Annotated in this window: 22 protein-coding genes; 10 read left to right on the top strand and 12 right to left on the bottom strand. The window is 71.7% G+C overall.

Going from position 1 to position 22,094, the window contains the following annotated elements:
• Positions 1-20: 20 nt before the first annotated feature.
• The gene (locus tag ACIQWG_RS00400) at positions 21-1,244 is read left to right on the top strand and encodes a 4-hydroxybenzoate 3-monooxygenase (protein ID WP_404088647.1); all 1,224 of its coding nucleotides are present in this window, start codon (positions 21-23) and stop codon (positions 1,242-1,244) included.
• Positions 1,245-1,287: 43 nt separating this feature from the next.
• On the opposite strand, the gene ACIQWG_RS00395 is transcribed toward ACIQWG_RS00400, so the two are convergent.
• Positions 1,288-1,647: an ArsR/SmtB family transcription factor gene (locus tag ACIQWG_RS00395; RefSeq protein ID WP_404088645.1), complete on the bottom strand. Its 360-nt coding sequence runs from the start codon at positions 1,645-1,647 to the stop codon at positions 1,288-1,290.
• Positions 1,648-1,708: 61 nt separating this feature from the next.
• On the opposite strand from ACIQWG_RS00395, the gene ACIQWG_RS00390 reads away from it, so the two are divergent.
• Entirely contained in the window at positions 1,709-2,812 is a 1,104-nt protein-coding gene (locus ACIQWG_RS00390) for a cation diffusion facilitator family transporter (RefSeq protein WP_404088642.1), read from the top strand.
• Positions 2,813-2,939: 127 nt separating this feature from the next.
• Here ACIQWG_RS00390 and ACIQWG_RS00385 read toward each other — a convergent pair whose 3' ends face one another.
• Both ACIQWG_RS00385 and ACIQWG_RS00380 read right to left on the bottom strand, forming a co-directional pair.
• Positions 2,940-3,500: a YbaK/EbsC family protein gene (locus tag ACIQWG_RS00385; protein ID WP_404088640.1), complete on the bottom strand. Its 561-nt coding sequence runs from the start codon at positions 3,498-3,500 to the stop codon at positions 2,940-2,942.
• Between the two features lie 42 nt (positions 3,501-3,542).
• Entirely contained in the window at positions 3,543-4,115 is a 573-nt protein-coding gene (locus ACIQWG_RS00380) for a helix-turn-helix domain-containing protein (protein ID WP_404088637.1), read from the bottom strand.
• A gap of 107 nt (positions 4,116-4,222) precedes the next feature.
• On the opposite strand from ACIQWG_RS00380, the gene ACIQWG_RS00375 reads away from it, so the two are divergent.
• The gene (locus tag ACIQWG_RS00375; protein WP_404088634.1) at positions 4,223-5,080 is read left to right on the top strand and encodes an EamA family transporter; all 858 of its coding nucleotides are present in this window, start codon (positions 4,223-4,225) and stop codon (positions 5,078-5,080) included.
• A 99-nt stretch (positions 5,081-5,179) separates the two neighbouring features.
• On the opposite strand, the gene ACIQWG_RS00370 is transcribed toward ACIQWG_RS00375, so the two are convergent.
• Positions 5,180-5,977 carry an acyltransferase gene (locus ACIQWG_RS00370; protein WP_404088632.1) on the bottom strand — a complete coding sequence of 266 codons (798 nt, stop codon included), beginning with the start codon at positions 5,975-5,977 and terminating at the stop codon, positions 5,180-5,182.
• 110 nt (positions 5,978-6,087) lie between these two features.
• Here ACIQWG_RS00370 and ACIQWG_RS00365 point away from each other — a divergent pair, with 110 nt between their 5' ends.
• Positions 6,088-6,618, top strand: coding sequence for a gamma carbonic anhydrase family protein (locus ACIQWG_RS00365; protein WP_404088630.1), 531 nt, complete (start codon positions 6,088-6,090; stop codon positions 6,616-6,618).
• An 81-nt stretch (positions 6,619-6,699) separates the two neighbouring features.
• On the opposite strand, the gene ACIQWG_RS00360 is transcribed toward ACIQWG_RS00365, so the two are convergent.
• From ACIQWG_RS00360 to ACIQWG_RS00350, 3 genes are all read right to left on the bottom strand, one after another.
• Positions 6,700-7,344, bottom strand: coding sequence for a DedA family protein (locus tag ACIQWG_RS00360; RefSeq protein WP_404088627.1), 645 nt, complete (start codon positions 7,342-7,344; stop codon positions 6,700-6,702).
• A 75-nt stretch (positions 7,345-7,419) separates the two neighbouring features.
• Positions 7,420-8,964: a carboxylesterase/lipase family protein gene (locus ACIQWG_RS00355; protein ID WP_404088623.1), complete on the bottom strand. Its 1,545-nt coding sequence runs from the start codon at positions 8,962-8,964 to the stop codon at positions 7,420-7,422.
• Positions 8,965-9,211: 247 nt separating this feature from the next.
• Positions 9,212-10,870 (bottom strand): RICIN domain-containing protein, encoded by a 1,659-nt coding sequence (locus ACIQWG_RS00350; protein WP_404090726.1) that lies wholly within the window; start codon positions 10,868-10,870, stop codon positions 9,212-9,214.
• 563 nt (positions 10,871-11,433) lie between these two features.
• Here ACIQWG_RS00350 and galU point away from each other — a divergent pair.
• Positions 11,434-12,381 (top strand): UTP--glucose-1-phosphate uridylyltransferase GalU, encoded by a 948-nt coding sequence (gene galU / locus ACIQWG_RS00345; protein ID WP_404088621.1) that lies wholly within the window; start codon positions 11,434-11,436, stop codon positions 12,379-12,381.
• Between the two features lie 80 nt (positions 12,382-12,461).
• On the opposite strand, the gene ACIQWG_RS00340 is transcribed toward galU, so the two are convergent.
• Entirely contained in the window at positions 12,462-12,923 is a 462-nt protein-coding gene (locus tag ACIQWG_RS00340; RefSeq protein ID WP_404088619.1) for a DUF4442 domain-containing protein, read from the bottom strand.
• A gap of 176 nt (positions 12,924-13,099) precedes the next feature.
• On the opposite strand from ACIQWG_RS00340, the gene ACIQWG_RS00335 reads away from it, so the two are divergent.
• Positions 13,100-14,401, top strand: a complete 1,302-nt coding sequence (locus ACIQWG_RS00335) for an MFS transporter (RefSeq protein WP_404088617.1) — start codon at positions 13,100-13,102, stop codon at positions 14,399-14,401.
• Positions 14,402-14,525: 124 nt separating this feature from the next.
• Here ACIQWG_RS00335 and ACIQWG_RS00330 read toward each other — a convergent pair whose 3' ends face one another.
• From ACIQWG_RS00330 to ACIQWG_RS00320, 3 genes are all read right to left on the bottom strand, one after another.
• On the bottom strand, positions 14,526-15,371 hold the full coding sequence (locus ACIQWG_RS00330; RefSeq protein WP_404088614.1) for a spermidine synthase: 846 nt from the start codon (positions 15,369-15,371) through the stop codon (positions 14,526-14,528).
• 116 nt (positions 15,372-15,487) lie between these two features.
• Positions 15,488-16,657, bottom strand: coding sequence for an elongation factor Tu (gene tuf, locus ACIQWG_RS00325; protein ID WP_404088612.1), 1,170 nt, complete (start codon positions 16,655-16,657; stop codon positions 15,488-15,490).
• A 302-nt stretch (positions 16,658-16,959) separates the two neighbouring features.
• Positions 16,960-17,682, bottom strand: coding sequence for a DNA alkylation repair protein (locus ACIQWG_RS00320; RefSeq protein ID WP_404088609.1), 723 nt, complete (start codon positions 17,680-17,682; stop codon positions 16,960-16,962).
• 49 nt (positions 17,683-17,731) lie between these two features.
• On the opposite strand from ACIQWG_RS00320, the gene ACIQWG_RS00315 reads away from it, so the two are divergent.
• The gene (locus ACIQWG_RS00315; RefSeq protein ID WP_404088607.1) at positions 17,732-18,508 is read left to right on the top strand and encodes a TVP38/TMEM64 family protein; all 777 of its coding nucleotides are present in this window, start codon (positions 17,732-17,734) and stop codon (positions 18,506-18,508) included.
• 9 nt (positions 18,509-18,517) lie between these two features.
• On the opposite strand, the gene ACIQWG_RS00310 is transcribed toward ACIQWG_RS00315, so the two are convergent.
• Positions 18,518-19,699: a thiolase family protein gene (locus ACIQWG_RS00310; protein WP_404088604.1), complete on the bottom strand. Its 1,182-nt coding sequence runs from the start codon at positions 19,697-19,699 to the stop codon at positions 18,518-18,520.
• Between the two features lie 164 nt (positions 19,700-19,863).
• On the opposite strand from ACIQWG_RS00310, the gene ACIQWG_RS00305 reads away from it, so the two are divergent.
• From ACIQWG_RS00305 to ACIQWG_RS00295, 3 genes are all read left to right on the top strand, one after another.
• Positions 19,864-20,334, top strand: coding sequence for a winged helix-turn-helix transcriptional regulator (locus tag ACIQWG_RS00305; protein WP_404088600.1), 471 nt, complete (start codon positions 19,864-19,866; stop codon positions 20,332-20,334).
• Positions 20,335-20,564: 230 nt separating this feature from the next.
• On the top strand, positions 20,565-21,440 hold the full coding sequence (locus tag ACIQWG_RS00300; protein WP_404088597.1) for an undecaprenyl-diphosphate phosphatase: 876 nt from the start codon (positions 20,565-20,567) through the stop codon (positions 21,438-21,440).
• 16 nt (positions 21,441-21,456) lie between these two features.
• A complete protein-coding gene (locus ACIQWG_RS00295) occupies positions 21,457-21,978 on the top strand; it encodes a DUF1877 family protein (protein WP_404088594.1) in 522 nt (173 codons plus the stop codon).
• Positions 21,979-22,094 lie beyond the last annotated feature (116 nt).

The raw sequence follows: 22,094 nt of genomic DNA, 5'->3' as shown, positions 1-22,094 counted from the left end.
CCCGCCCGCATAATGCTCGGGTGACTTCCCACTCCCCCCACCCCAACTCCCGCCCCACGCAGCGCTTTCCGGTCGTCGTCGTGGGCGCCGGGCCCGCCGGGCTCACCATCGGCAGCATCCTGCGGGCGGCTTCCGTCGACTGTCTGGTCCTGGAGACCGAGACGCGGGAGTTCATCGAGCAGCGACCGCGCGCCGGGGTGCTGGAGGAGGGGGCCGTACAGGGGCTGCGGCGGCGGGGCCTCGCGGACAACCTGCTGGCACGGGCCCAGCGGCACACCGAGTGCGAGTTCCGGTTCGCGGGCGAGCGCTACCGCTTCGAGTACGCCGAGCTGACGGGCGCTCATCACTGGGTGTACCCGCAGCAGTTCCTGGTGACGGACCTGGTGCGCGAGTACGCCGACGTGCGGGGCGGGGCCATACGCTTCGGCGTGCGGGACGTGGCCCTGCACGACCTCGACACCGACCACCCCTCGGTGTCGTACACCTGCCCCGACACGGGCCTGCGGCAGGTCGTGCACTGCGACTTCGTCGCCGGCTGCGACGGCGCGCGCGGAGTCACCCGCACCGCCCTGCCGGCGGGCCGCGCCCACATCTCCCGCAGCGACTACGGCATCGGCTGGCTGGCGCTGCTCGCTGAGGCACCGCCGTCGGCCGACTGCGTGCTGTTCGGCATGCATCCGCGCGGATTCGCCGGGCACATGCCGCGCAGCGCCGAGGTGACCCGCTACTACCTGGAGTGCCCGCCGGGCGACGACCCGGAGAACTGGTCGCAGGACAGGGTCTGGACGGAGCTCCAGCAGCGGTTGGGGGCGGCGGGCGCGCCGCCGCTGACGGAGGGGCGGCTGATCGAGAAACGCGTCCTCGACATGCACAACTACGTCGTGGAGCCCATGGTGTTCGGCCGTCTCTTCCTGGCCGGTGACGCCGCCCATCTGACTGCCCCCATCGCGGCGAAGGGCATGAACCTCGCCCTGCACGACGCCTTCCTCCTCGGCGACGGGCTCGTCGCCCACCTGACGAAGGGCGACGGCACCGGCCTGGACGGCTACTCGACGACCTGTCTGAACCGCGTGTGGGACTACCAGGAGTTCTCCCACTGGTTGTCCGAGGTCTATCACGGCGCATCGTCCGGCGACCCGTACCGGGCGGGCACCACCCTCGCCCGTCTCCGCCGCATCTTCGACTCCGAGACGGCGGCCAGGGCGTTCGCGGAGCAGTACCTGGGCAGGCGCACCGCGGACTGAGGGACTCGCCCCCGCACGGTGCGGGATCGGACGTGCAGCGAGATCAGTCGTGCAGCGGACGGTCGCTGAGCCGGTGGTCCGCCACGTTCAGCGCCTCGTCGACGAGACGGCGCAGATGTCCGTCGCGCAGGGAGTAGATCACCCTGCGGCCCTCCTTCCGCGTGTTCACCAGGCCCGCGAGCCGTAGCCGGGCCAGGTGCTGGCTCACGGCTGGGCGGGCCGCTCCGCAGGCCTCCGTGAGCGTCGTGACATCGGCCTCCCCGGCCGTCAGGGCGTGCAGCAACGTGAGGCGGGTGCGGTCGCCGAGCAGGGCGAGGAGCTCGGCGGCGAGCGCGAACTGTTCCTCGCCCGGGGTGCGCGGATGCGCATCGTGTGCAGATGACAGGTGCATGCGTGCGCTCATACGCACATAATGGCGGGGTGGGCGGCCCGCGTCCACTACCGCGCACCGGAAGGGGACCGCCGTGAGCGACCGGCACGAGCACGGCCATGGGCACGAGCACCACCATGACCACGGGCATGATCACCAACACGGCCACCCCGAATCCCACTTCCACCCTCACCCCCACTCCCCCGACCGCACCGGACTGCGCCACCGCGTCACCCACCTCCTCACACCCCACTCCCACGAGACGGCCGACAAGCTCGACTCCGCCCTGGAGTCGTCGGCCCGCGGCATGCGCGCCCTGTGGATCTCACTGGCCGTGCTAGGCGCGACGGCGCTCGTGCAGGCGGTCGTCGTGGTCGCCTCGGGGTCGGTGGCGCTGCTCGGCGACACGGTGCACAACACCGCGGACGCGCTGACCGCCGTACCGCTCGGCATCGCCTTCGTCCTGGGCCGGCGCGCGGCGACGCGCCGCTTCACCTATGGCTACGGACGGGCCGAGGACCTCGCGGGCATCGTCATCGTGCTGACCATCGCCGCGTCCGCGGCCTTCGCGGGCTGGACGGCCGTCGACCGCCTCCTCGACCCGCGATCCATTCAGCACATCCCGGCCGTCGCGTTGGCGGCGCTCGTCGGGTTCGCGGGGAACGAGTGGGTGGCCCGGTATCGGATCCGGGTCGGGCGGGAGATCGGTTCGGCCGCGCTGATCGCGGACGGACTGCACGCCCGCACCGACGGATTCACCTCACTGGCCGTCCTGTTGAGCGCCGGGGGCGCGGCGCTGGGGTGGCAACTCGCAGACCCGATCGTGGGGTTGGCGATCACGGCGGCCATCGCGCTGGTGCTGCGGGACGCGGCGCGCGAGGTGTTCCGGCGGGTGATGGACGCGGTGGACCCGGCCCTGGTGGACCGGGCCGAGGAGGCGCTCCGCGAGGTCGCGGGCGTGCGCGAGGTGGGCGAGCTGCGGATGCGCTGGATCGGGCACCGGCTGCGGGCCGAGGTGGCGGTCGTCGTGGACAGCGAGACGACGGTACGGCAGGCGCACGCGGTCGCCGTGGAGGCCGAACACGCCCTCCTCCACGCCGTTCCCAGGCTCACCGCGGCCCTGGTCCACGCGGATCCGGCGCCGGTGCTGGGTGAGGCGGACCCACATCTGGCCCTCGCGCACCACACGGCGGTCTGAAGGGTCGGACGGGGACCCGCGAGTCACGGATGGCGGTCTGAGGGGTCGGACGGCGGCCCTCGGGTCACCGATGGCGGCCTGAGGGGTCGGACGGCGACCCTCGGGTCACCGATGGCGGCCCGACGGGTCAGATCGCGACGCCGAGCCCCTCCAGTACGACCGCTCCCGGCAGCTCGGCGAACGCCTTGCCCGGCACCAGCAGTTTGCCGCGCCGGCGCCCGCTGCCGACCAGGACGTACGGCAGGTCGACGACGGCCGAGTCCACCAGCACCGGCCAGTCGCCGGGGAGTCCGAGCGGGGTGATGCCGCCGTACTCCATGCCGGTCTCGCCGGTCGCCGTGTCCATGGAGGCGAAGGACGCCTTGCGGGCGCCGAGTTGGCGACGCACGACGCCGTTCACGTCGACCCGCGTGGTGGAGAGCACGACGCACGCGGCCAGGGTGGTCTCGCCGCCGCGCTTGCCGGCGACGACCACGCAGTTCGCGGACCGCTCCAGCAGTTCGTGTCCGTAGTGCTCCACGAAGACGGCGGTGTCGGCCCACTGCGGGTCGGTGTCGACGTAGACGATCTGATCGGCGGGGACGCTGCCTTGCCAGTCGCGCACGGCCTCGGCGACCGGGTGGGTCAGTTCGTCGAGGCAGTCCGGGGCGCGGGTGGCGCTGTCGAAGTGTCCGATGGGTGCGTCCATGAGCGCACGCTAACAGGACCGCCGAGGCGGCCGGGACGTGTCTCAGCGGGCGGGCGGGACCGAGACGGCCAGCATCCACTCCGTGGGGACGTCGCCCTGGTTGCCGTAGGTGTGCGGGGCGTCGGCCTCGAAGGTGGCGCTCGCTCCGGCCGGGACGAGATAGTCCGTGCCGTCGACGGTGAGGGTGAGTTCGCCCGCCGTGACGTGGACGATCTCGACGGTGCCGACGGGGTGCGGGTCGGAGGTGCTGCTCTCGCCCGGCATCACCCGCCAGTGCCACATCTCCAGCGGTCCGGGGGCCTCGGTCCCGGCGAGAAGCCGGCTGTGGCTGCCCGCGTCGGTGTGCCACAGCCGCACGACCTGATCGGCCGGGACGATGCGGACCTTCGGCCCCTGCTCGTAGTCGAGCAGCGTGGTGATGCTGATCCCGAGCGCATCACCGATCTTGATCACCGTGCCGAGGCTGGGGTTGGTGCGTGCCTGCTCGATCTGGATGAGCATGCCGCGGCTGACGCCCGCCCGGGCGGCGAGCACGTCCAGCGTGAAGCCGCGCACCGCGCGCCAGTGCTTGACGTTGCGCGCCAGGGACTGGGTCAGCAGTTCGAGGTCCGACACATTCCGTCCAGGGTTGCGGAGTTCAATATTCTGGATGACAGAGTTTACCCGACTGCACTACGGTGGGCTGCACCCGATCGTGCACCGAACTGTACTGCGAGGCCCCCGTGACAGCACTCTTCGCCCTGGCCACCAGCCTGCTGTGGGGGCTGGCCGACTTCGGCGGCGGACTGCTGACCCGGCGCACCCCGGCACTCACGGTGGTCGTCGTCTCCCAGGCGATGGCCGCCGCCGTGCTCGGCGTGATCGTGGTGGCCACCGGCGCCTGGAGCGAGGCCGGAGCACAGCTGTGGTTCGCGGTCGCCGCCGGTGTGGTGGGCCCGGTCGCCCTGCTCTGCTTCTACAAGGCACTCGCGCTCGGCCCGATGGGCGTGGTCTCCCCGCTCGGCACGGTGGGTGTGGCCGTGCCCGTCGGGGTGGGCCTCTTCCTCGGCGAGCGGCCGGGGGTGGTGCAGGTCGCCGGCATCGCGGTCGCCGTCTTCGGCGTCGTGCTCGCGGGCGGACCGCAACTGCGCGGCGCACCCGTGCAGCGGCAGGCCATCCTGCTCACGCTGGTCGCGGCCTTCGGCTTCGGCACGGTGTTCGCGCTGATCGCGGAGGCGTCGACGACCGTCACCGGCCTGTTCCTGGCGCTCTTCGTGCAGCGCCTGGTCAATGTGGCCGGGGGCGGCCTCGCGCTGTACGCCTCCGTGCGACGGGGCGGGACCGCCCTCCCGGACGGCACGCTGACCCGGCGCTCGCTTCCCGCCTTCGCCTTCGTCGGCCTCGCCGATGTCGCGGCGAACGGCACCTATGTGGTCGCCGCACACCACGGCCCGGTCACCGTGGCCGCCGTACTGGCCTCGCTCTACCCGGTGGTCACCGCCCTGGCCGCGCGCGGCTTCCTCAGGGAACGGCTCCGAGCGATCCAGGCGGCGGGCGCGGGGCTGGCACTGGTGGGGACGGTACTGCTCGCGGCCGGCTGACACGGCGGTGGGCCAGGGGCTCGCGCTCATCGGCACGGCGCTGCCCACGGCCGGCTGACCAGGCGGCTCGCGCTCATCGGCACGGTTCGGCCGACTGGCTCAGGACTCCACGTCCACCTCGGCCAGCCCAGCCGCCGACCGCTCGTCCAGCTCGGCCAGCTTGGCCACCGTCTCCTCGTCCAGGTCGGCCAGCGCCTGGAGTTGCTCGGGGGTGACCCCGTCGGGTATCGGCACGGGCGCCGGCGTGCGGAGCGGCGGCTGCCAACCCTCGTCGGCGGTCCAGCGCCGTACGACCCGGGCGGGTGCCCCCGCCACCACGGCATGGTCGGGCACCGTGCCCCGGACCACCGCGCCGGCGGCCACCACGACGTTCCGCCCGATGCGCGCGCCGGGCAGGATCACCGCCCCGGTGCCGATCCAGCACCCCGGGCCGATCTCGACCGGCTCCATACGCGGCCACTGCTTGCCGATGGGCTCGTGGGGATCGTCGTAGGAGTGGTTGGTGGAGGTGACGTAGACGTACGGCCCGAAGTAGCAGTCGCTGCCGATGGTGACCGTCGTGTCGGCGATGACATGGCTGCCGCGGCCGAGGACGACGCCGTCGCCGATGCGCAGGATCGGCTCGGGGCCCAGGTCGAGGTCGGGCATCAGACCGGCCGTCAGGGTCACCTGCTCGCCGACGATGCAGTGCGAGCCGAGGTGGATCCAGGGTTCGCCGAAGACCGTGCCGAGCGGGAAGGCCAGGCGGGTGGCGTCACCGATGGAGCCGAAGCGGAAGCGGCCCGGACGGTCCGCCGTCACCGAACCCGTGCGCTGCACCCACGCCCAGCCGGCGTGGACGGCGCGCTGCGCCAGTCGGCGTCGCCAGGATGAGAACGTGTTCTTGCGCTTCGGCACGCGCTCACCGTACTTACCGCACGGCCCCCTTATGAGGTGCGGGGCCTGTGATCTTCGCCCTACCGGGTGGCGTAGCGTGCGTCTACGACGTTTCGGGCGAGGAGAGGGCTATGACGCGCAAGGCACTGGTCATGGGCATCGCAGGCAGAGAGCCGAAGATCGACGAGGACGTGTTCGTGGCGCCCACGTCGTCGGTGATCGGGGAGGTGACACTGGGTGCGGGCGCGAGCGTTTGGTACGGGGCCGTGCTGCGCGGCGATGTGGAACGGATCTCGGTCGGCGCCCAGTCCAACATCCAGGACAACTGCACGCTGCACGCCGACCCCGGGTTCCCCGTGAGCATCGGGGAGAGGGTGTCCGTCGGGCACAACGCCGTCGTGCACGGGGCGACCGTGGAGGACGACTGTCTGGTCGGGATGGGCGCGACCGTGCTGAACGGTGCCGTGATCGGGGCGGGGTCCCTGGTCGCCGCTCAGGCGTTGGTGCCGCAGGGGATGGAGGTGCCGCCCGGATCACTGGTCGCGGGGGTGCCGGCGAAGGTGAAGCGGCAGTTGACCGAGGAGGAGCGTCAGGGCGTGACGCTCAACGGGACGATGTACGCCGCGCTGGCTCAGGCACACCGGGAAGAGCACGGGGAGTAGAGACGGCGAGTGGAGCCGGTCGGCGGTCCGCCGACCCTGCGCGGCGGGGGGCGCGCACGTCCGCGCGCCCCCGGCGGAGTCTCAGTCCCCGGCGGGAACCGGTTCCGGCTCCTGGTGCGCGAGCTGCGCCTTCTTCGCCTTGCGCTTGATGATCAGCATCGACGTGGCACCCACCAGCACCGCCGCCACCAGGCCCAGCCACGAGAAGCGCTTGAGCCACTCCTCGGCGACGACACCGACGTAGTAGATGACCGCCGTGGTGCCGCCCGCCCAGACGATGCCGCCGAGGACGTTGGCGGTGAGGAACTTCCAGTACGGCATCCGCAGCACACCCGCGAGCGGGCCGGCGAAGATACGCAGGAGGGCGACGAAGCGGCCGAAGAAGACGGCCCACATGCCCCACTTCTGGAAGGAACGCTCGGCGGTCGCGATGTGCCCCTCGCTGAAGTGCCTGGGGAACTTCGCGCCCAGCCAGGCCAGCAGTGGCCGTCCGCCCTTGCGGCCGATGGCGTAGCCGATGGAGTCACCGATGATCGCGCCGGCGGTGGCGCAGGCGCCGAGAATGACGGGGTCGATCTCACCGTGCTGCGAGGCGAGCAGCGCCGAGGAGACCAGGATGATCTCGCCGGGCAGCGGGATGCCCAGGCTCTCCAGGCCGATGACCACGCCGACCAGCAGATAGATGGCGAGCGGGGGCACCGTTTCGAGCCATTCCTGGACGTGCAACGCCGCTTCTCCTCGTGTCCTGGACCCTGTGTTTCCCGGCGCACGCTCGGCCGTTTGAGCGTGCGCCGGGGCAGCCTACCCGCTCTGAGTGACGCGCTCGGTGTCCCAGAGGTTGCACCGGTGCTCAAGATGCACGGTGGTGCTCGGCACGTTCCCGCCGGCGGACGCGGTCCGCAGGGCCAGGACGCTGCCGGGCCGGGACGGCATCGCGGGCTGTCCCGCCGCCCGCGGCACCCCGTCGCGGACGAAGGACCCCCAGTACCGCACCATCTGCCGCGCCAGTTGCCGCTGCTCGGCGTCGAGCGGGGTCTTCAGGCCGAAGTGCTTGAAGAGGTACTGCACTTCGTTGACATGGGTCGCGCCGAAGTCGAAGTCCGTGTCGAGGTTGCGCAGGGAGGCGAAGGGCGGGGAGGTGCGGTCGGCGAACTCGTAGGCGTAGACCTTGCCGCGTCCGGCGAGCGTGCCGTCGAGGCGGAGCGCCGGGCAGGCGAAGAGCTGGTCGCCCTGCGCGGTGCCGTAGGCGATGGTCGGCGAGGGGTACGAGGACAGGGGGTAGCGCGTGAGCGCCTCCTCGCCGTAGTCGGTCCGCATCACGGTCGGGTACTGCTCGGCGGTGAGCGGGGTGCCGTTCGCGTCGAAGCGACCGAAGGCGAAGAGGCGTCCCTCGTCCTGGTTTGCCCCGTTCATGACCGGTACGCCGGCCGCGGCTCCCCGCACGAACGCCTCCCTCGGCTGCCTCGGCAGGAAGGCGCCACCGGCCACGGGCGCCCAGTCAAAACCGCCCTGCGCGGCCAGGATCTCGGCGGCCGACTCGGCCCGCAGACACGCGAGGTCCGCGCAGCCGAGCTTGCGCGCGAAGGCGGCCCCCTGTTCCAGGGCTGTCTCGTGGGTGCGGGCGGCGCAGTCGCCGTACGCCCCGCTCTGGATGATCCCGGCCCGGAACAGGCCCTTCGCCGTGGGCGAGGCCAGCTGGGTGCAGACCGAGCGGCCGCCGGCCGACTCACCCGCGATGGTCACGCGCCCCGGGTCGCCGCCGAAGCGGCCGATGTTGGCCCGGACCCAGCGCAGCGCCGCCTGCTGGTCGAGCATGCCGGAGTTGCCGGACACGCCGTCGCGGGTCTCGCCGTCGAGTCCGGCGGTGGCGAGGAAGCCCATGGCCCCGAGACGGTAGTTGACGGTCACGACGACCGTGCCGGTCTGCCGGGCGAAGCCGTCCGGGACGATGTCCTGACCGGCCCCGGCGGTGAGTCCTCCCCCGTGGAACCACACCAGGACCGCCCGGCGGGCGGCGCCTTCGGGGACGTACACATTGAGGTCGAGGCAGTTCTCGGTGTGGCTCGGCTGCTCGTAGCCGGGGTCCCAACTCGCGCTCTGCACACACTTGTTGCCGAAGTCCCGTGCCATACGCGCGCCTTGCCAGGGCCGCACCGGACGTGGCTCCCGCCAGCGGAGCTCCCCGACCGGCGGCTGTGCGTAGGGGATGCCGAGGAACTGCCGTCCCTCGGCGGTGGTTTCGCCCCGTACCCAGCCGGCGTCGGTACGCACGACGGGAGGGTCGGCCGCCTGCGCCGGCACCGGGGTGACGAGGGCGGCCGCGAGGGCCATCAGTGCGACGGACATACGACGTATCACCGGTCCACCTCCGCTTGATGAACATTGGACAACACGGTGCGGCGGGAAAGCTATGAACTCTGGTGACTCGTGTCAATGACGTGAACGAGAAACGGCTGAATGGCATCAAGAAGTACAGGCGGGCCCGAGGTTGGGAAGGGGCCACCCCGGTGGGGTGACCCCGGTGGGGTGGCCCCGGTGGGGTGGCCCCGGTGGGGTGGCCCCGGTGGGGTGGCCCCGGTGGAGTGGCCCCTGGTCAGCGGAGAGTGGAGTCGAGTGTCGAGGTGGCGGCGCCGACGGCCGTGGACACGGCGGTCGTCACCCCGCCCTTCACCTCGGCCGTCGCTTCGCCCGGAAGGGCCGTGAGGGTGTCGACGGGTGCGTCGGGAGCGACTTCGTCGCCGTGGCCGGCCTGGACGTACCGCGTCTCGTACCGCGACGGCGGGGGCTCCGCGGGCTGGTCCGGGCCGTCCTGCGGCTCGGGGACGGGATCGTGCGGGGAGCCGCGGTCGGGCTCGACGGCCACGCCGCCCTTGCCCATCCCCTTACCCATCCCCTTCCCACGCCCCGGATCACCGTCGCCCCGCCGCTCCTTCTCCTTCTTGCGCGGCCCGTCCGTCCGCGCCGGCCCGCCGTGGAGCACCCAGCGCTGTGCCTGGGAGCCGTCGCGTTCGGCGGCGACGACACTTCCGTCCTCACCGCGCGCGACCGCCACCCGCCCGGCCCGGCGCAGCAGCAGTTCGCCATGGACGGTGAGGTCGTAGCGCACCTCTCCGGCCGGGGCGAGGCAGTTCGCCAGGACGACCGTGCCCGCGTCGGGGTCGGCGTCGAGGCACAGGGTGGGGTCGGCGGCGTTGCGCAACGCGCCGTCGTCCCGGTACGACCACTGCTGGGACGCGGCGTCCGAGCACTGCGCGAGCTCGGCTCTGACACCGGTGCGGACCACACCGTCGCGCAGATCCAGACAGCGGCCGTCGTCGACGTTGCGGAGCCGGCCCTGGGCGATCTCGACGGGACTCTCGGCCGAGGCGGCCGACGGCGAGCCGCCGGACGAGGGTTCGGCGACGGCGCTCGGGGCGACGGAACTGCCGCTGGGCACACCCCAGGTGGCGTGGGCGTCGGGGACGCCGTTCTCGTCGGACCAGCCCTTCGCGGCCAGCACGGACACGAGCAGGACGAGGGAGGTCAGCCCGACTCCCACGACCATGGCCTTGGCGCGAGGGCGCGGCGGGGCGATCCGCTCCGGGCGGTGCCGACCGGCCCGTCGGGGGCGGTCACAGGACGTCGGCGACGAGCCGCCCCGCCCGGGACGGGAGTCGAGGTAGCGGCGGGCACCCCAGCCGAGCACGGTCTCGGCCAGCAGCACCTCCAGACCGCCCTCGAAATGGCTGAGCTGTTCGGCGGCGTGCCGACAGTAGCGGCACTCCATCAGATGCTGCTGGACATCCGGCAGCAGAGCTCCGCCCCGGCGAATGGGGACGTCGAGGAGACGGTTGTAGTAGCGGCATTCCCGGGTGGGCGCGAGTTCGCCGTGGGCGCGGACACAACCCCGGCGGAATTGCTCGCGTACTCCCTCCAACGCCGCCGCTGCGGTGGCCGCGTCCACCCCCAGCAGACCAGCGGGTATGGTTATCGGTTCCGCCTCGACCTCCGTGTGCCACAGGAGGCATTGCGAGGCGCCCGAAAGGGCCTGGAATGCGCGCTCGGCGATTTGCCGCCTTTCGGGCGTCACGGATCGCGCGGCGCGCAGTCCGCGTCCGCCGGTCGGTTTGCCGAGTTCCGGCAGCAGAGCGGAAATGTTGCCGTCGGACGCCCACTCCTTCACCAGGTCTCGCACGGCGACGAGGAGTTGGGGACGCAGCGCGCCGCCGGCCGGTCGCCGGAGCACACGATGGAACGCCGCAGCGGCCACCATGGCGGCCGAACTTTCCGTGGAGACAAGGCAGATGGCCGCGTAGTCATGGGTGGGACGCCAGTGCCGCGCCATCAACAGGGCGAGGGCATGGGGGGCCGAGGCGTCCTTGGCGAGGCTCGCGACGAGATCGCGGTCGGACTCTCCGGGGCTCACTCCGGGCCGAGGCGGGTACGGCGGTCGTGGGGGGTAAGGGGATTGCACTGAACCATTTCCTTTCCGGCCGCAGGACGGCACGGGGAATGCGCGTCCGTCGGAAAAGCAGGTGCCTGATTGGTGCATACCTGGTCCGGAACAGCTGTGGACCGGCTATCAGGGCCGCTCACTTTCGCACAAGGGGCGCACAGGAAACAAGAAGTTCGAGTGACCGACGGTCAAAGGGCGGGGAATTCAGCAAAGTTACCGACGGTATCCGCACCCGCATTCGAAACCGACACCGAGCGGAGCGTCAACTTGTGTGCGGCCAAAGCACATCGGTCCACAGAATCTTCAACTCCGCCTGCCGCACAGCTCGCTCCGAGGTTTCTCTCGGCGTGCTCTCATCGAAGTACCCCAGCATGGGCCGCATGATCGTCCCCCACACGACACCCACCCCCACCCCGGCCCGTACCGTCCGCAAGGCGGTCGTCCCGGCCGCGGGCCTGGGCACCCGCTTTCTGCCCGCGACGAAGGCGACACCCAAGGAGATGCTCCCGGTCGTCGACAAGCCGGCCATCCAGTACGTGGTGGAGGAGGCCGCGGCGGCCGGTCTCGACGACATTCTGATGATCACCGGCCGGCACAAGCGGGCCATCGAGGACCACTTCGACAACGCCTTCGAACTGGAACAGGCCCTCGCGGCCAAGGGCGACACCGTACGGCTGGACGCGGTACGCGATCCGGCCCGGCTCGCCGACATCCACCACATCCGCCAGGGCGACCCCCTCGGCCTCGGTCACGCGGTGCTGTGCGCCCGCCATCACGTCGGCGACCAGCCGTTCGCGGTCCTGCTGGGCGACGATCTCATCGACCCGCGCGAGACCCTGCTGAGCAGGATGCTGGAAGTCCGCGACCGCTACCAGGGAAGCGTGATCGCCCTCATGGAGGTGCCGCCGGAGCAGATCCACCTCTACGGCTGCGCGGCCGTGGAGGAGTCGGGCGTGGACGGCGTGCTCCGCGTCACGGGCCTGGTGGAGAAGCCGTCGCCCGAGCAGGCGCCGAGCCGTTACGCGGTCATCGGCCGCTACGTCCTCGACCCGGGCGTCTTCGGCGTCCTGGAGCGCACCCCGCCCGGCCGGGGCGGCGAGATCCAGCTCACCGACGCGCTGGAGGAACTGGCGGCGGGCGGCACGGTCCACGGTGTCGTCTTCGACGGCCTGCGGTACGACACCGGCGACAAGGCCGACTATCTGCGCACGGTGGTGCGGCTGGCGTGCGACCGGCCGGACCTGGGGCCGGAGTTCGTGTCGTGGCTCAGGGAGTTCGTGGCCGGGCTGGAGGACGGCCCGGCGCCGCGGCGGCGGTTCGCCGCCTGAGAGGCCACCCGAGGGTGCACGGGGGGGGTGGGTGTGCAGGGGTCCCGGGCGAGGCCCCTGTACACCTCGCACGACCGGGGTCAGCTGTTCGGCCGCAGAGTCCACACGACCGTCATCTCACCGGTCACGGCCCCGTCCCCACGCTGGATCGCGATCGTCACGGGGAACTCGGGACGCTCCCCCGCGTCCAGCTCCGCGACCACGTCGGCGGCCGGGCGCCCCAGGGTCGCGGTGGCGGTGACGGCGCCCATCGCGAGCTTCTTGTAGGCGATCTCGGCGCTGACGGCGAGCGGCACGGCACGCGAGAGCTGGTCGCCGAACGCGGCCAGCACGATCGCTCCGCTGGCGGACTCGCCGAGCGTGAACATCGCGCCGGCGTGCGGGCCGCCCACGTGGTTGTGGTACTCGCTCTGGTCCGGCAGAGCCACCACGGCCTTGTCCGGGGTGGTCTCCAGGAACTGGAGGTTCAGGGTCCGGGCCATGGGCACGGTGGCGGCGAGCATCTCGCCGATGGACTTCTGGTCTGCGCTCATGACGGTCATGTTACCCATGAGTAGGCTGCTGGGAAGAGGCCGGGACAGATGTGACGAGAGTCGTATCGGGCAGCGCGCGGACCTGCCCCGTCCGCCTCCGCCGTAGCCACGCGCTGGACGGGCCATTCGGCACGTGACCTGCAATCGGCTTGGCAGATCGGCGGCCCAGCGGCGATAGTCGGCCGGTGAGCCCCGCCGCCGTTCTCCCCCGCCGTCCGCGCCGCCCCGCCTGGGCGGGCCGCAACTACAGCCTTCTGACCGCCTCCGCCTTCGTCACCAACCTCGGCAGCAACGGGGCCCTGATCGCGGCGGCCTTCGCGGTGCTGGAGGCGGGCGGCGACGGCGGGGACGTGGGCCTCGTGGCGGCCTCCCGCACCCTGCCCCTGGTGCTCTTCCTGCTGATCGGCGGCGCGGTGGCGGACCGCCTCCCGCGGCACCGGGTGATGGTCGCGGCCAACGCCCTGAACTGCGTGTCACAGGCCGCCTTCGCCGTACTGGTGCTCTCCGGGGAGGCGCGGCTGTGGCAGATGATGCTGCTCACCGCGCTCGGCGGCACCGGCCAGGCGTTCTTCAGCCCGGCGGCCGAGGGCATGCTGCTGTCGTCGGTGCGCGGGGAGCAGGCGAGCCGGGCGTTCGCCGTGTTCCGGATGGCGATGCAGGGTGCGTCGGTGGGCGGCGCGGCGCTCGGCGGTGCCATGGTGGCGGTGATCGGGCCCGGCTGGGTGCTGGCCGCGGACGCGGCGGCCTTCGCGGTCGCCGGGTCCATGCGGGCGTTCCTCGACGTGAGTCACATCCCGCGACGCGCGCCGGGCGGTGGCATGCTCGCCGATCTGCGAGAGGGGTGGCGGGAGTTCGCCGGGCGGCCGTGGCTGTGGGGCGTCGTCGTCCAGTTCTCCATCGCGAACGCGGTCGTCGGCGCGGCGGACGCGGTGTACGGCCCGCTGGTCGCCCGGGACCATCTGGGCGGCGCCGGTCCCTGGGGCCTCGCCCTGGGCTTCTTCGGGGCGGGCACGGTCGCCGGCGCCCTCCTCATGACCCGCTGGAAGCCACGCCGCCTCCTCCTCGCCGGCACCCTGGGCGTCTTCCCGCTCGCCCTCCCCGCGGCCGCGCTCGCCGTGCCGGTGCCGATCGCCGTGCTGTGCGCGGTGATGTTCCTGACCGGCGCGACGGTGGAGGTGTTCGGGGTCTCGTGGATGACCGCGCTCCATCAGGAGATCCCGGAGGAGAAACTGTCCAGGATCGCCGCGTACGACTGGTTCGGTTCGGTCGCCCTGGTCCCCCTGGCGATGGCGCTGGCCGGCCCGGCGGAGACGGCGTTCGGACGCACCGGGGCGCTGTGGGGGTGCGCCGCGCTGGTGGTCGTCGTCACGGCGGCGGTCCTGTGCGTACCGGACGTACGGAATCTACGACGCCGTACGAAACACGTGACCGCCGGCAGCCGACCCGCCTCAGCCGACACCGAGAGCCCCGCCGGGGGGCTCGGGTGACGGCACCGCGTCCACCGCGTCCTCGCGTCGCACCGGCCGGCCCCGCCGACACCTGCGAACCCACGAAGCCGTACTGAACAGGTGACGCCGTCTGAACAGGTGACCCCCGTCAGCCAACCCCGCCTCAGCCGATGCCGAAAGCCCCGTCCGGAGGCTCGGGTGACGGCACCGCGTCCTCGTCCCGCACCGGACGTGCCCCGCCGATGAACTCCCGTAGGGCGGGGCCGTGTTCGACCCGGGCGGGGAAGGCGTCGGAGGCCGTGCGTCGGGCCAGGGCGGCTGTGTCGAGGGGCCGGTGCGCGGCGATCAGTACCGCGTTGCCGAACCGTCGGCCACGCAGCACGGCCGGCTCCGCGATCAGCGCCAGTTCCTCGAACACCGTGGCGCAGGTGGCGAGTTGGGAGCGCAGGAAGGCGAAGGGCGCGGCGTCGGCGAGGTTGGCCAGGTAGACGCCGCTCTCCCGCAGCACGCGCTCCGCATGACGCGCGTACGCGACCGACGTCAGATGCGCCGGCACCCGTGAGCCGCCGAAGACATCGGCGACGAGCACGTCGGCGGAGTCGTCCGGGGCTTCCTCCAGCCAGGCGCGGGCGTCCCCGGCGTGCAGCCGGACGCCGGTCCCGTCCGGAACCGGCAGATGCTCGGCCACCAGCGCCATCAGCCCGCGGTCGGCCTCGACGACGTCCTGTCGCGAGCCGGGCCTGGTCGCGGCCACATACCGGGGCAACGTGAGCGCGCCGCCCCCGAGGTGCAGCACGTCCAGCGCGCGCCCCGCCTCGGCGACGGTGTCCAGCACATGGCCGAGGCGACGCGCGTACTCGAACTCCAGATGGGTCGGCTCGTCGAGATCGACGTAGGACTGCGGTGCCCCGTCGACGGTCAGCAGCCAGGCTCGCTTCCGGTCGACGTCGGGCATCAGTTTGGCGACGCCGTGGTCGACGGTCCGGGTGACGGGTATGGGCTCGCTCACCTCCTCATTGTGCCGGGGAACCCGCTACGGGCGGAAAGGGAGCGTCCCTTGAGGGGCGCGGGAGACCGCGCGACCGGCCACCACCGGCCCCACGGTCCCCCACGAACCGAACACCCTCACTCGACGGCCGTGACGGTCCCCGCCCCGACGGTCCGCCCGCCCTCACGGATGGCGAACCCGAGGCCGGGCTCCAACGGCACCGCACGCCCCAGCTCGACGGTCATCGTGACCGTCTCCCCGGGCCGCGCGACGCCCGCCTCACCGAGGTCGATGTCCCCGACCACATCCGCCGTACGGATGTAGAACTGCGGCCGGTACCCGCTGGCGACCGCCGTCGTACGACCGCCTTCACGTGCCGACAGCACATAGACCCGCGCCGAGAACCGCCGCCGCGGCACCACGCTCCCCGGCGCGGCGACCACATGCCCCCGCCGCACGGCGTCCCGCGGCACCCCGCGCAGCAGGAGCGCGACGTTGTCCCCGGCCTGCGCCTCGTCCATCGGCTTGCCGAAGGTCTCCAGGCCGGTGACCACGGTCTCCAGCCCGGCACCGAGCACTTCGACCCGGTCCCCGACGCGCACCGTCCCGCGCTCGACGGCCCCGGTGACGACGGTTCCGCGACCGGTGATCGTGAGCACGTTCTCCACCGGCAGCAGGAACGGCGCGTCCACATACCGCTCCGGCATCGGAACGTAGGTGTCCACCGCGTCGAGCAGCGCCTCGACGGACGCCGTCCACTTCGGGTCGCCCTCCAGCGCCTTCAGCCCCGACACCCGTACGACCGGCGCCGCGTCGCCCCCGTAGCCGTGCTCGGTGAGCAGGTCGCGGACCTCCAGCTCGACGAGGTCGATGAGCTCCTCGTCGCCCGCGTCGGCCTTGTTGAGGGCGACGACGATGTGGTCGACACCCACCTGCCGGGCCAGCAGCACGTGCTCGGCGGTCTGCGGCATGATCCCGTCGAGCGCGGAGACGACGAGGATCGCCCCGTCCAGCTGGGCCGCGCCGGTGACCATGTTCTTGACGTAGTCGGCGTGACCCGGCATGTCGACGTGCGCGTAGTGGCGGGTGTCGGTCTCGTACTCGACGTGCGCGATGTTGATGGTGATGCCGCGCGCGGCCTCCTCCGGCGCCCGGTCGATGCGGTCGAAGGGGACGAAGGTGGAGGATCCGCGCTCGGCGAGGACCTTGGTGATGGCGGCCGTCAATGTGGTCTTGCCGTGGTCGACATGGCCCATGGTTCCGATGTTCAGATGCGGTTTGGTGCGCACGTATGCCGTCTTGGACATGGCTGTACCTCGAAGTCTTGGCAGAAGTCTCCGTGCAGGAGGTGGGGACCCCGAGGACTCGCCGACCCTCCCCCTGCGGGGTCCGCCGGAATGTCCGGAGAGGGTCAGCTTCGGGCGCCGTCGACTGCGGCCAGGAGGACCGGAACGGCAGCCTTCGGAGCATCCGCGACCGCGGATGCTGTGACGACGAAGGCGTACCGGAACATGACGTCGATCATTGCCGACGCTTTGTCCGACGTCGAATGGTTTTTCGCGGTACGGGACTTGGGGCCCACGGCCCCCGGCGCGCGCGGTTCAGGACCTCAGGCGCCGATGTTCTTCAGCGCCTCCCGCACCGACAGCGGTGCGAACCGTCCCCGCTCGCGCGCCAGGAAGTCCCGTACGGCGTCCGGATCGGTCTTGGCGTACTCGCGCAGGCACCAGCCGATGGCCTTGCGGATGAAGAAGTCGGGGTGCGCGGACTGGCGCAGGCAGTAGGCGAAGAGGCGCTCGGTGTCGGTGCGTTCCTTGTAGCGCAGTTGGTGGAGGAGGGCCGTGCGGGCGATCCAGAGGTCGGGGTCCTCGATCCAGGCGTCCATGTCCGCCTTGAGCTTCGGGTCGGCCGCGACGAGCCCGCCCACGACGTGTGCGGCGAGCAGGTCGACGGTGTCCCACCAGGGGACCGTCGTGATCAGGTGCCGGGCCACCGGCAGGAAGCCGGAGGAGCAGCGCTTCACGTGGCGGCGGAGGTAGTCGACGGCGAAGTAGTGGTACTCGCGCTCCGGCAGCTCCCAGCAGCGCAGGGCGACGGCCGTGCAGTCGGTCTCGTCGGGGCGCGGTGTGTCCTGGAGGACGGTGCGGGACAGGGCGCGGCGCGTGGGCGTGGTGAGGCCGAGGAAGGGGGCCACGTCCTTCATGTACGCCCGCATGGACACGGCGCGTTCGGCGTCGGCCGCCGCTCCGTACGCGGCGACGAGCCGCTCCAGCACGGTGTCGGCGAGGACACTGCGCGGAACTTCCAGTGTTCCCGTTCCTGTGACGCCCATGAGACGAACCATACGGCGATCACACATCTTCGTCGGTTACTGTCGCCAGATGCTCGACGATGCCACCACCCGCTCTGGGGGCACCGCCACGGCCGCTCAGCAGGCCGCCGCCTCGGAACTCGCCGTCCCCGCACCCATACCCGCCCGCGCGGGCTTCGCCACACGTTGCTCAAGAGCGCTGCTCTCGCCGTGGTCCCGCCTGTCCCTGCTCCTGGTCCTCCTCGCGGCGGCCGCGACGTCCGTGCTGCTCTTCGAGCCGCAGAAGCTCATGGCGAACGGCTGGCCGCCCCAGGTCCACGGCCCCCTCGCGCTGGTGCTGTTCGCCGTGGCGTACGGACTGGTCACGGTGGCCTTCGTGCCGCGGCCGCTGCTGAACCTCGCGGCGGGCGCGCTCTTCGGCTCGGCGCTGGGCATGGGCGCCGCCATGGCCGGCACCGTGATCGGGGCCGCGATCTCGTTCGCGCTCGGCCGGATGCTCGGCCAGGACGCGCTTCGTCCGCTGCTCCGCGGCCGGCTGCTCACGGCGGCGGACAGGCAGTTCAGCAAGCACGGCTTCCGGTCGATGCTGGCGGTCCGGCTGTTCCCCGGTGTGCCGTTCTGGGCCGCGAACTACGCCGCCGCCGTCTCCCGCATGGGCTATTTCCCCTTCCTGCTCGCCACGGCACTCGGCTCGATCCCGAACATCGCGGCCTACGTCGTCGCCGGCGCCCGGGCCTCACAGCCGACCTCACCGGTCTTCCTGATCGCCGTGGCCGCCATCGCACTGCCCGGACTCGCCGGCGCGGTGGTGGCCTGGCGCAAGCGCCACCACCTACGACGCCGCTGAACCGTTCGCTCAGCCGGATTCGGCGACGGACTCGATGATCATCGCGTTGGCGAGTCCGCCTGCCTCACACATCGTCTGCAAGGCGTAGCGGGCGCCACGCTCGCGCATGGCGTGCACCAGCGTCGTCGTCAGTCGAGTGCCGCTCGCGCCCAGCGGATGCCCGAGCGCGATGGCGCCGCCGTGCACGTTGACCTTGTCGAGGTCGGCGCCCGTCTCCTGCTGCCAGGCCAGGACGACGCTGGAGAACGCCTCGTTGACCTCGAACAGGTCGATGTCGCCCAGGGCCAGGCCGGCCCGGCGCAGCACCTTCTCGGTCGCCGGGATCACACCGGTGAGCATCAGGATCGGGTCGGAGCCGGTGACCGCGAAGCTGTGCAGCCGGGCCAGGGGGCGCAGGCCGAGACGGGCCGCGGTCTCGCTGGAGGTGATGAGCACGGCGGAGGCACCGTCGTTGATGGGGCTGGCGTTGCCCGCGGTGACGTTCCACTCGATCTGCGGGAAGCGCTCGGCGAAGGCCGGGTCGTGGTACGCGGGCTTGAGGCCGGCGAGGATCTCGGGGGTGCTGCCCGGCCGGACGCACTCGTCGCGCGTGACGCCGTCCAGGGGAGCGACCTCGGCGTCGAACAGGCCCTGGTCCCAGGCGGCTGCCGCCTTCCGGTGGGAGGCGACGGCGAACGCGTCCATCTGCTCACGGGTGATGGACCACTTGGCGGCGATCAGCTCGGCGCTGACGCCCTGCGGGATGAGGCCCTCCGGGTAGCGCTCGGCGATACCGGGGCCGAAGGGGTCCTTGCCGGCCGGCACGTTCGACCACATCGGCACCCGGCTCATCGACTCGACGCCACAGGCGACGACCAGGTCGTACGCGCCCGAGATCACGCCCTGGGCCGCGAAGTGCACGGCCTGCTGGGACGAGCCGCACTGGCGGTCCACCGTGGTCGCCGGGACGGACTCCGGGAAGCCGGCCGACAGGGCGGCGTAGCGGGTGGTGTTCATGGCCTGCTCGCCGACCTGGTCGACGGTGCCGCCGATGACGTCGTCGATCAGTGCCGGGTCCACGCCGGAGCGTTCGACGAGGGTGCGCAGGGTGTGGGCGAGGAGCTGGACGGGGTGGACGTGCGCCAGGGAGCCGTTCGGCTTGCCCTTGCCTATCGGGGTGCGTACGGCTTCGACGATCACTGCGTCACGCATGGTGCGGGCCTCCTTGGCCGCCGGGCGATGACCGGCACACGGGGCGGGTGCCGGGACCGGCCTTGATTACCGATGAGTAGGAAATCTGGACCCACTGTAATCCGGTGGGTTGGAAAATCAAACCCACCAGGTCGGCAAGTCGAACCCGCCTTAGACTGAGCGCCATGGCCGCCCCCAAGGACCCGCGCCCCTGCTCCATCGCCGACGCCCTGGCGGTGGTCGGCGAGAAGTACTCCCTGCTCGTCCTGCGCGAGGTGTGCCTCGGCAACGGCCGCTTCGACCAGCTCGTACGCAACATCGGCGCACCGCGCGACATCCTCGCCACCCGGCTGCGCCGCCTCGTCGACGCCGGCATCCTCACCAAGCGCGTCTACAGCGAGCGCCCTCAGCGATTCGAGTACCGGCCCACGCGGGCCGGCCTGGAGCTGGAGCCCGTCCTGATGGCCCTCATGGCCTGGGGCGACCGTCACCTGCGCCAGGAGGACGACCGCCCCATGGTGATCGAGCACAGCTGCGGCAACGAACTGCTCGCGGAGGTCACCTGCCGTGCCTGCGGCGACCCCGTCCGCCACGAGGACCTCAGAGCCCATCCGCAGGCCCCCGGGTGGTCGCTGTCGGGCCCCACGGCAGCGTGATCAGGGGCGACGACTCCGGCCAGGGTCACGGCCCACACCGACGGCGGCCGCGCGGCCCCAGGTCGGGGCGCCACGTTCCGTGAGGCGGCCGAGCACCGGCCGAACCCCCTGTGCCGGAGCCGTAATCGCGGGACGCTACGCTGCCCCTCGACACTCGCGATCACTGCGCCGCCGACGCGGTGTCCCCCCGTCATCCCTTGCCACGATCAGCACTTGGACTCCGTAACTTCATGTCTTGGTTTGAATCGCTCATCCTCGGACTCGTCCAGGGGCTGACTGAGTTCCTCCCCGTCTCCTCCAGCGCGCATCTGCGACTGACCGCGGCGTTCTCGGGCTGGGAGGACCCAGGTGCGGCCTTCACCGCGATCACCCAGATCGGCACGGAGGCCGCGGTGCTGATCTACTTCCGCAAGGACATCGGGCGGATCATCTCGGCGTGGCTGCGTTCGCTGACGAACAAGGAGATGCGAGGCGACCACGACGCCCAGATGGGCTGGCTGGTGATCGTCGGCTCGATCCCGATCGGTGTGCTCGGCCTCACGCTCAAGGACCAGATCGAGGGCCCCTTCCGCGATCTGCGCATCACGGCGACGATGCTGATCGTCGTGGGCGTCATCATCGGCATCGCCGACCGCCTGGCGGCCCGCGACGAGACGGGCGGCCGGCACCGCGTGGCCAAGCAGCGCAAGTCGCTCGAGGACCTGAACGTGAAGGACGGCCTGATCTTCGGCCTGTGCCAGTCCGCGGCGCTCATCCCGGGCGTCTCCCGCTCCGGCGCGACCATCAGCGGCGGCCTCTTCATGGGCTACAACCGTGAGTCCGCGGCCCGTTACTCCTTCCTTCTCGCGATCCCGGCCGTCCTCGCCTCAGGCCTCTTCGAGCTCAAGGACGCGATGGAGAACGACCATGTCTCCTGGGGCCCGACGATCTTCGCCACGGTGATCGCCTTCGCGTCCGGCTACGCCGTCATCGCCTGGTTCATGAAGTTCATCTCGACGAAGAGCTTCATGCCGTTCGTCTGGTACCGCATCGCCCTCGGCATCCTCATCCTCGTCCTGGTCACGGCGGGCGTCCTGAGCCCGCACGCGGCGGAGTCCGCGGGCTGACGCCACCGAGCCGGTCATGGCCCTCACCCAGCAGTTCGCCCGGGTCACGCGGGACCACCTGGACCAGTGCCGCGCCAACGCACTCGACTCACCCGGGGCGGCACCCGGTTGGGACCCGCCGACCGAGGATCTCCTCGACACGGACTGGGCGACATGGGGCCTCATCCGGTACTGCCGCACGGCGCGAACAGACCAGCCCGACCTGGTCGCGCTGCTCGACCGAGCGATCTCCGGGGACCAGGGCGAGGACATCGGCTTCCTCGACCACCCCGAGGTGTACGACGGCTTCACGGACCCGCCCCAGCTCCTCGACGCCGCCGCGGTCACGGCCATCGCCCGAGCCCTGGACGCGATCGCCCTCGACGAGGTCCTGGCGGAGCTGCCGACGGTCGACGACGACGCGGCGGAGGCGTGCGGTTTCGGCCGAGGATTCAACGGTGACGTACGGGACTATCTCGTCCGGCACTTCGAGGCGATGCGGGAGTTCTACGGCGGGGCGGCGCGGCGAGGCCAGTGCGTAGTGGTCTGGACCGACTGAGCACCCCACTCCCTGACCGGCGAGTCAGTAAAGAGCCTCCACCGCCCCCGCGCCCGAAATCCGTGACCAATCACATACGTTGTGCGTAGCCATCCGGTAGCGCGCTGTCAGTCCTT

It is taken from the genome of Streptomyces sp. NPDC098781, assembly GCF_044759995.1.
Lineage (GTDB): Bacteria > Actinomycetota > Actinomycetes > Streptomycetales > Streptomycetaceae > Streptomyces.
This window is presented reverse-complemented; position numbering and strand designations above follow the sequence as displayed.

Bases quoted from the DNA above. Each gene is read 5' to 3' on its own strand.
- ACIQWG_RS00300 (WP_404088597.1), top strand. From the start codon at position 20,565: ATGTCTTGGTTTGAATCGCTCATCCTCGGACTCGTCCAGGGGCTGACT.
- ACIQWG_RS00340 (WP_404088619.1), bottom strand. From the start codon at position 12,923: ATGACCGTCATGAGCGCAGACCAGAAGTCCATCGGCGAGATGCTCGCC.
- ACIQWG_RS00295 (WP_404088594.1), top strand. From the start codon at position 21,457: ATGGCCCTCACCCAGCAGTTCGCCCGGGTCACGCGGGACCACCTGGAC.
- ACIQWG_RS00310 (WP_404088604.1), bottom strand. From the start codon at position 19,699: ATGCGTGACGCAGTGATCGTCGAAGCCGTACGCACCCCGATAGGCAAG.
- ACIQWG_RS00315 (WP_404088607.1), top strand. From the start codon at position 17,732: ATGCTCGACGATGCCACCACCCGCTCTGGGGGCACCGCCACGGCCGCT.
- tuf (WP_404088612.1), bottom strand. From the start codon at position 16,657: ATGTCCAAGACGGCATACGTGCGCACCAAACCGCATCTGAACATCGGA.
- ACIQWG_RS00305 (WP_404088600.1), top strand. From the start codon at position 19,864: ATGGCCGCCCCCAAGGACCCGCGCCCCTGCTCCATCGCCGACGCCCTG.
- ACIQWG_RS00385 (WP_404088640.1), bottom strand. From the start codon at position 3,500: ATGGACGCACCCATCGGACACTTCGACAGCGCCACCCGCGCCCCGGAC.
- ACIQWG_RS00395 (WP_404088645.1), bottom strand. From the start codon at position 1,647: ATGAGCGCACGCATGCACCTGTCATCTGCACACGATGCGCATCCGCGC.
- galU (WP_404088621.1), top strand. From the start codon at position 11,434: ATGATCGTCCCCCACACGACACCCACCCCCACCCCGGCCCGTACCGTC.
- ACIQWG_RS00365 (WP_404088630.1), top strand. From the start codon at position 6,088: ATGACGCGCAAGGCACTGGTCATGGGCATCGCAGGCAGAGAGCCGAAG.
- ACIQWG_RS00350 (WP_404090726.1), bottom strand. From the start codon at position 10,870: ATGGTGGCCGCTGCGGCGTTCCATCGTGTGCTCCGGCGACCGGCCGGC.
- ACIQWG_RS00320 (WP_404088609.1), bottom strand. From the start codon at position 17,682: ATGGGCGTCACAGGAACGGGAACACTGGAAGTTCCGCGCAGTGTCCTC.
- ACIQWG_RS00355 (WP_404088623.1), bottom strand. From the start codon at position 8,964: ATGTCCGTCGCACTGATGGCCCTCGCGGCCGCCCTCGTCACCCCGGTG.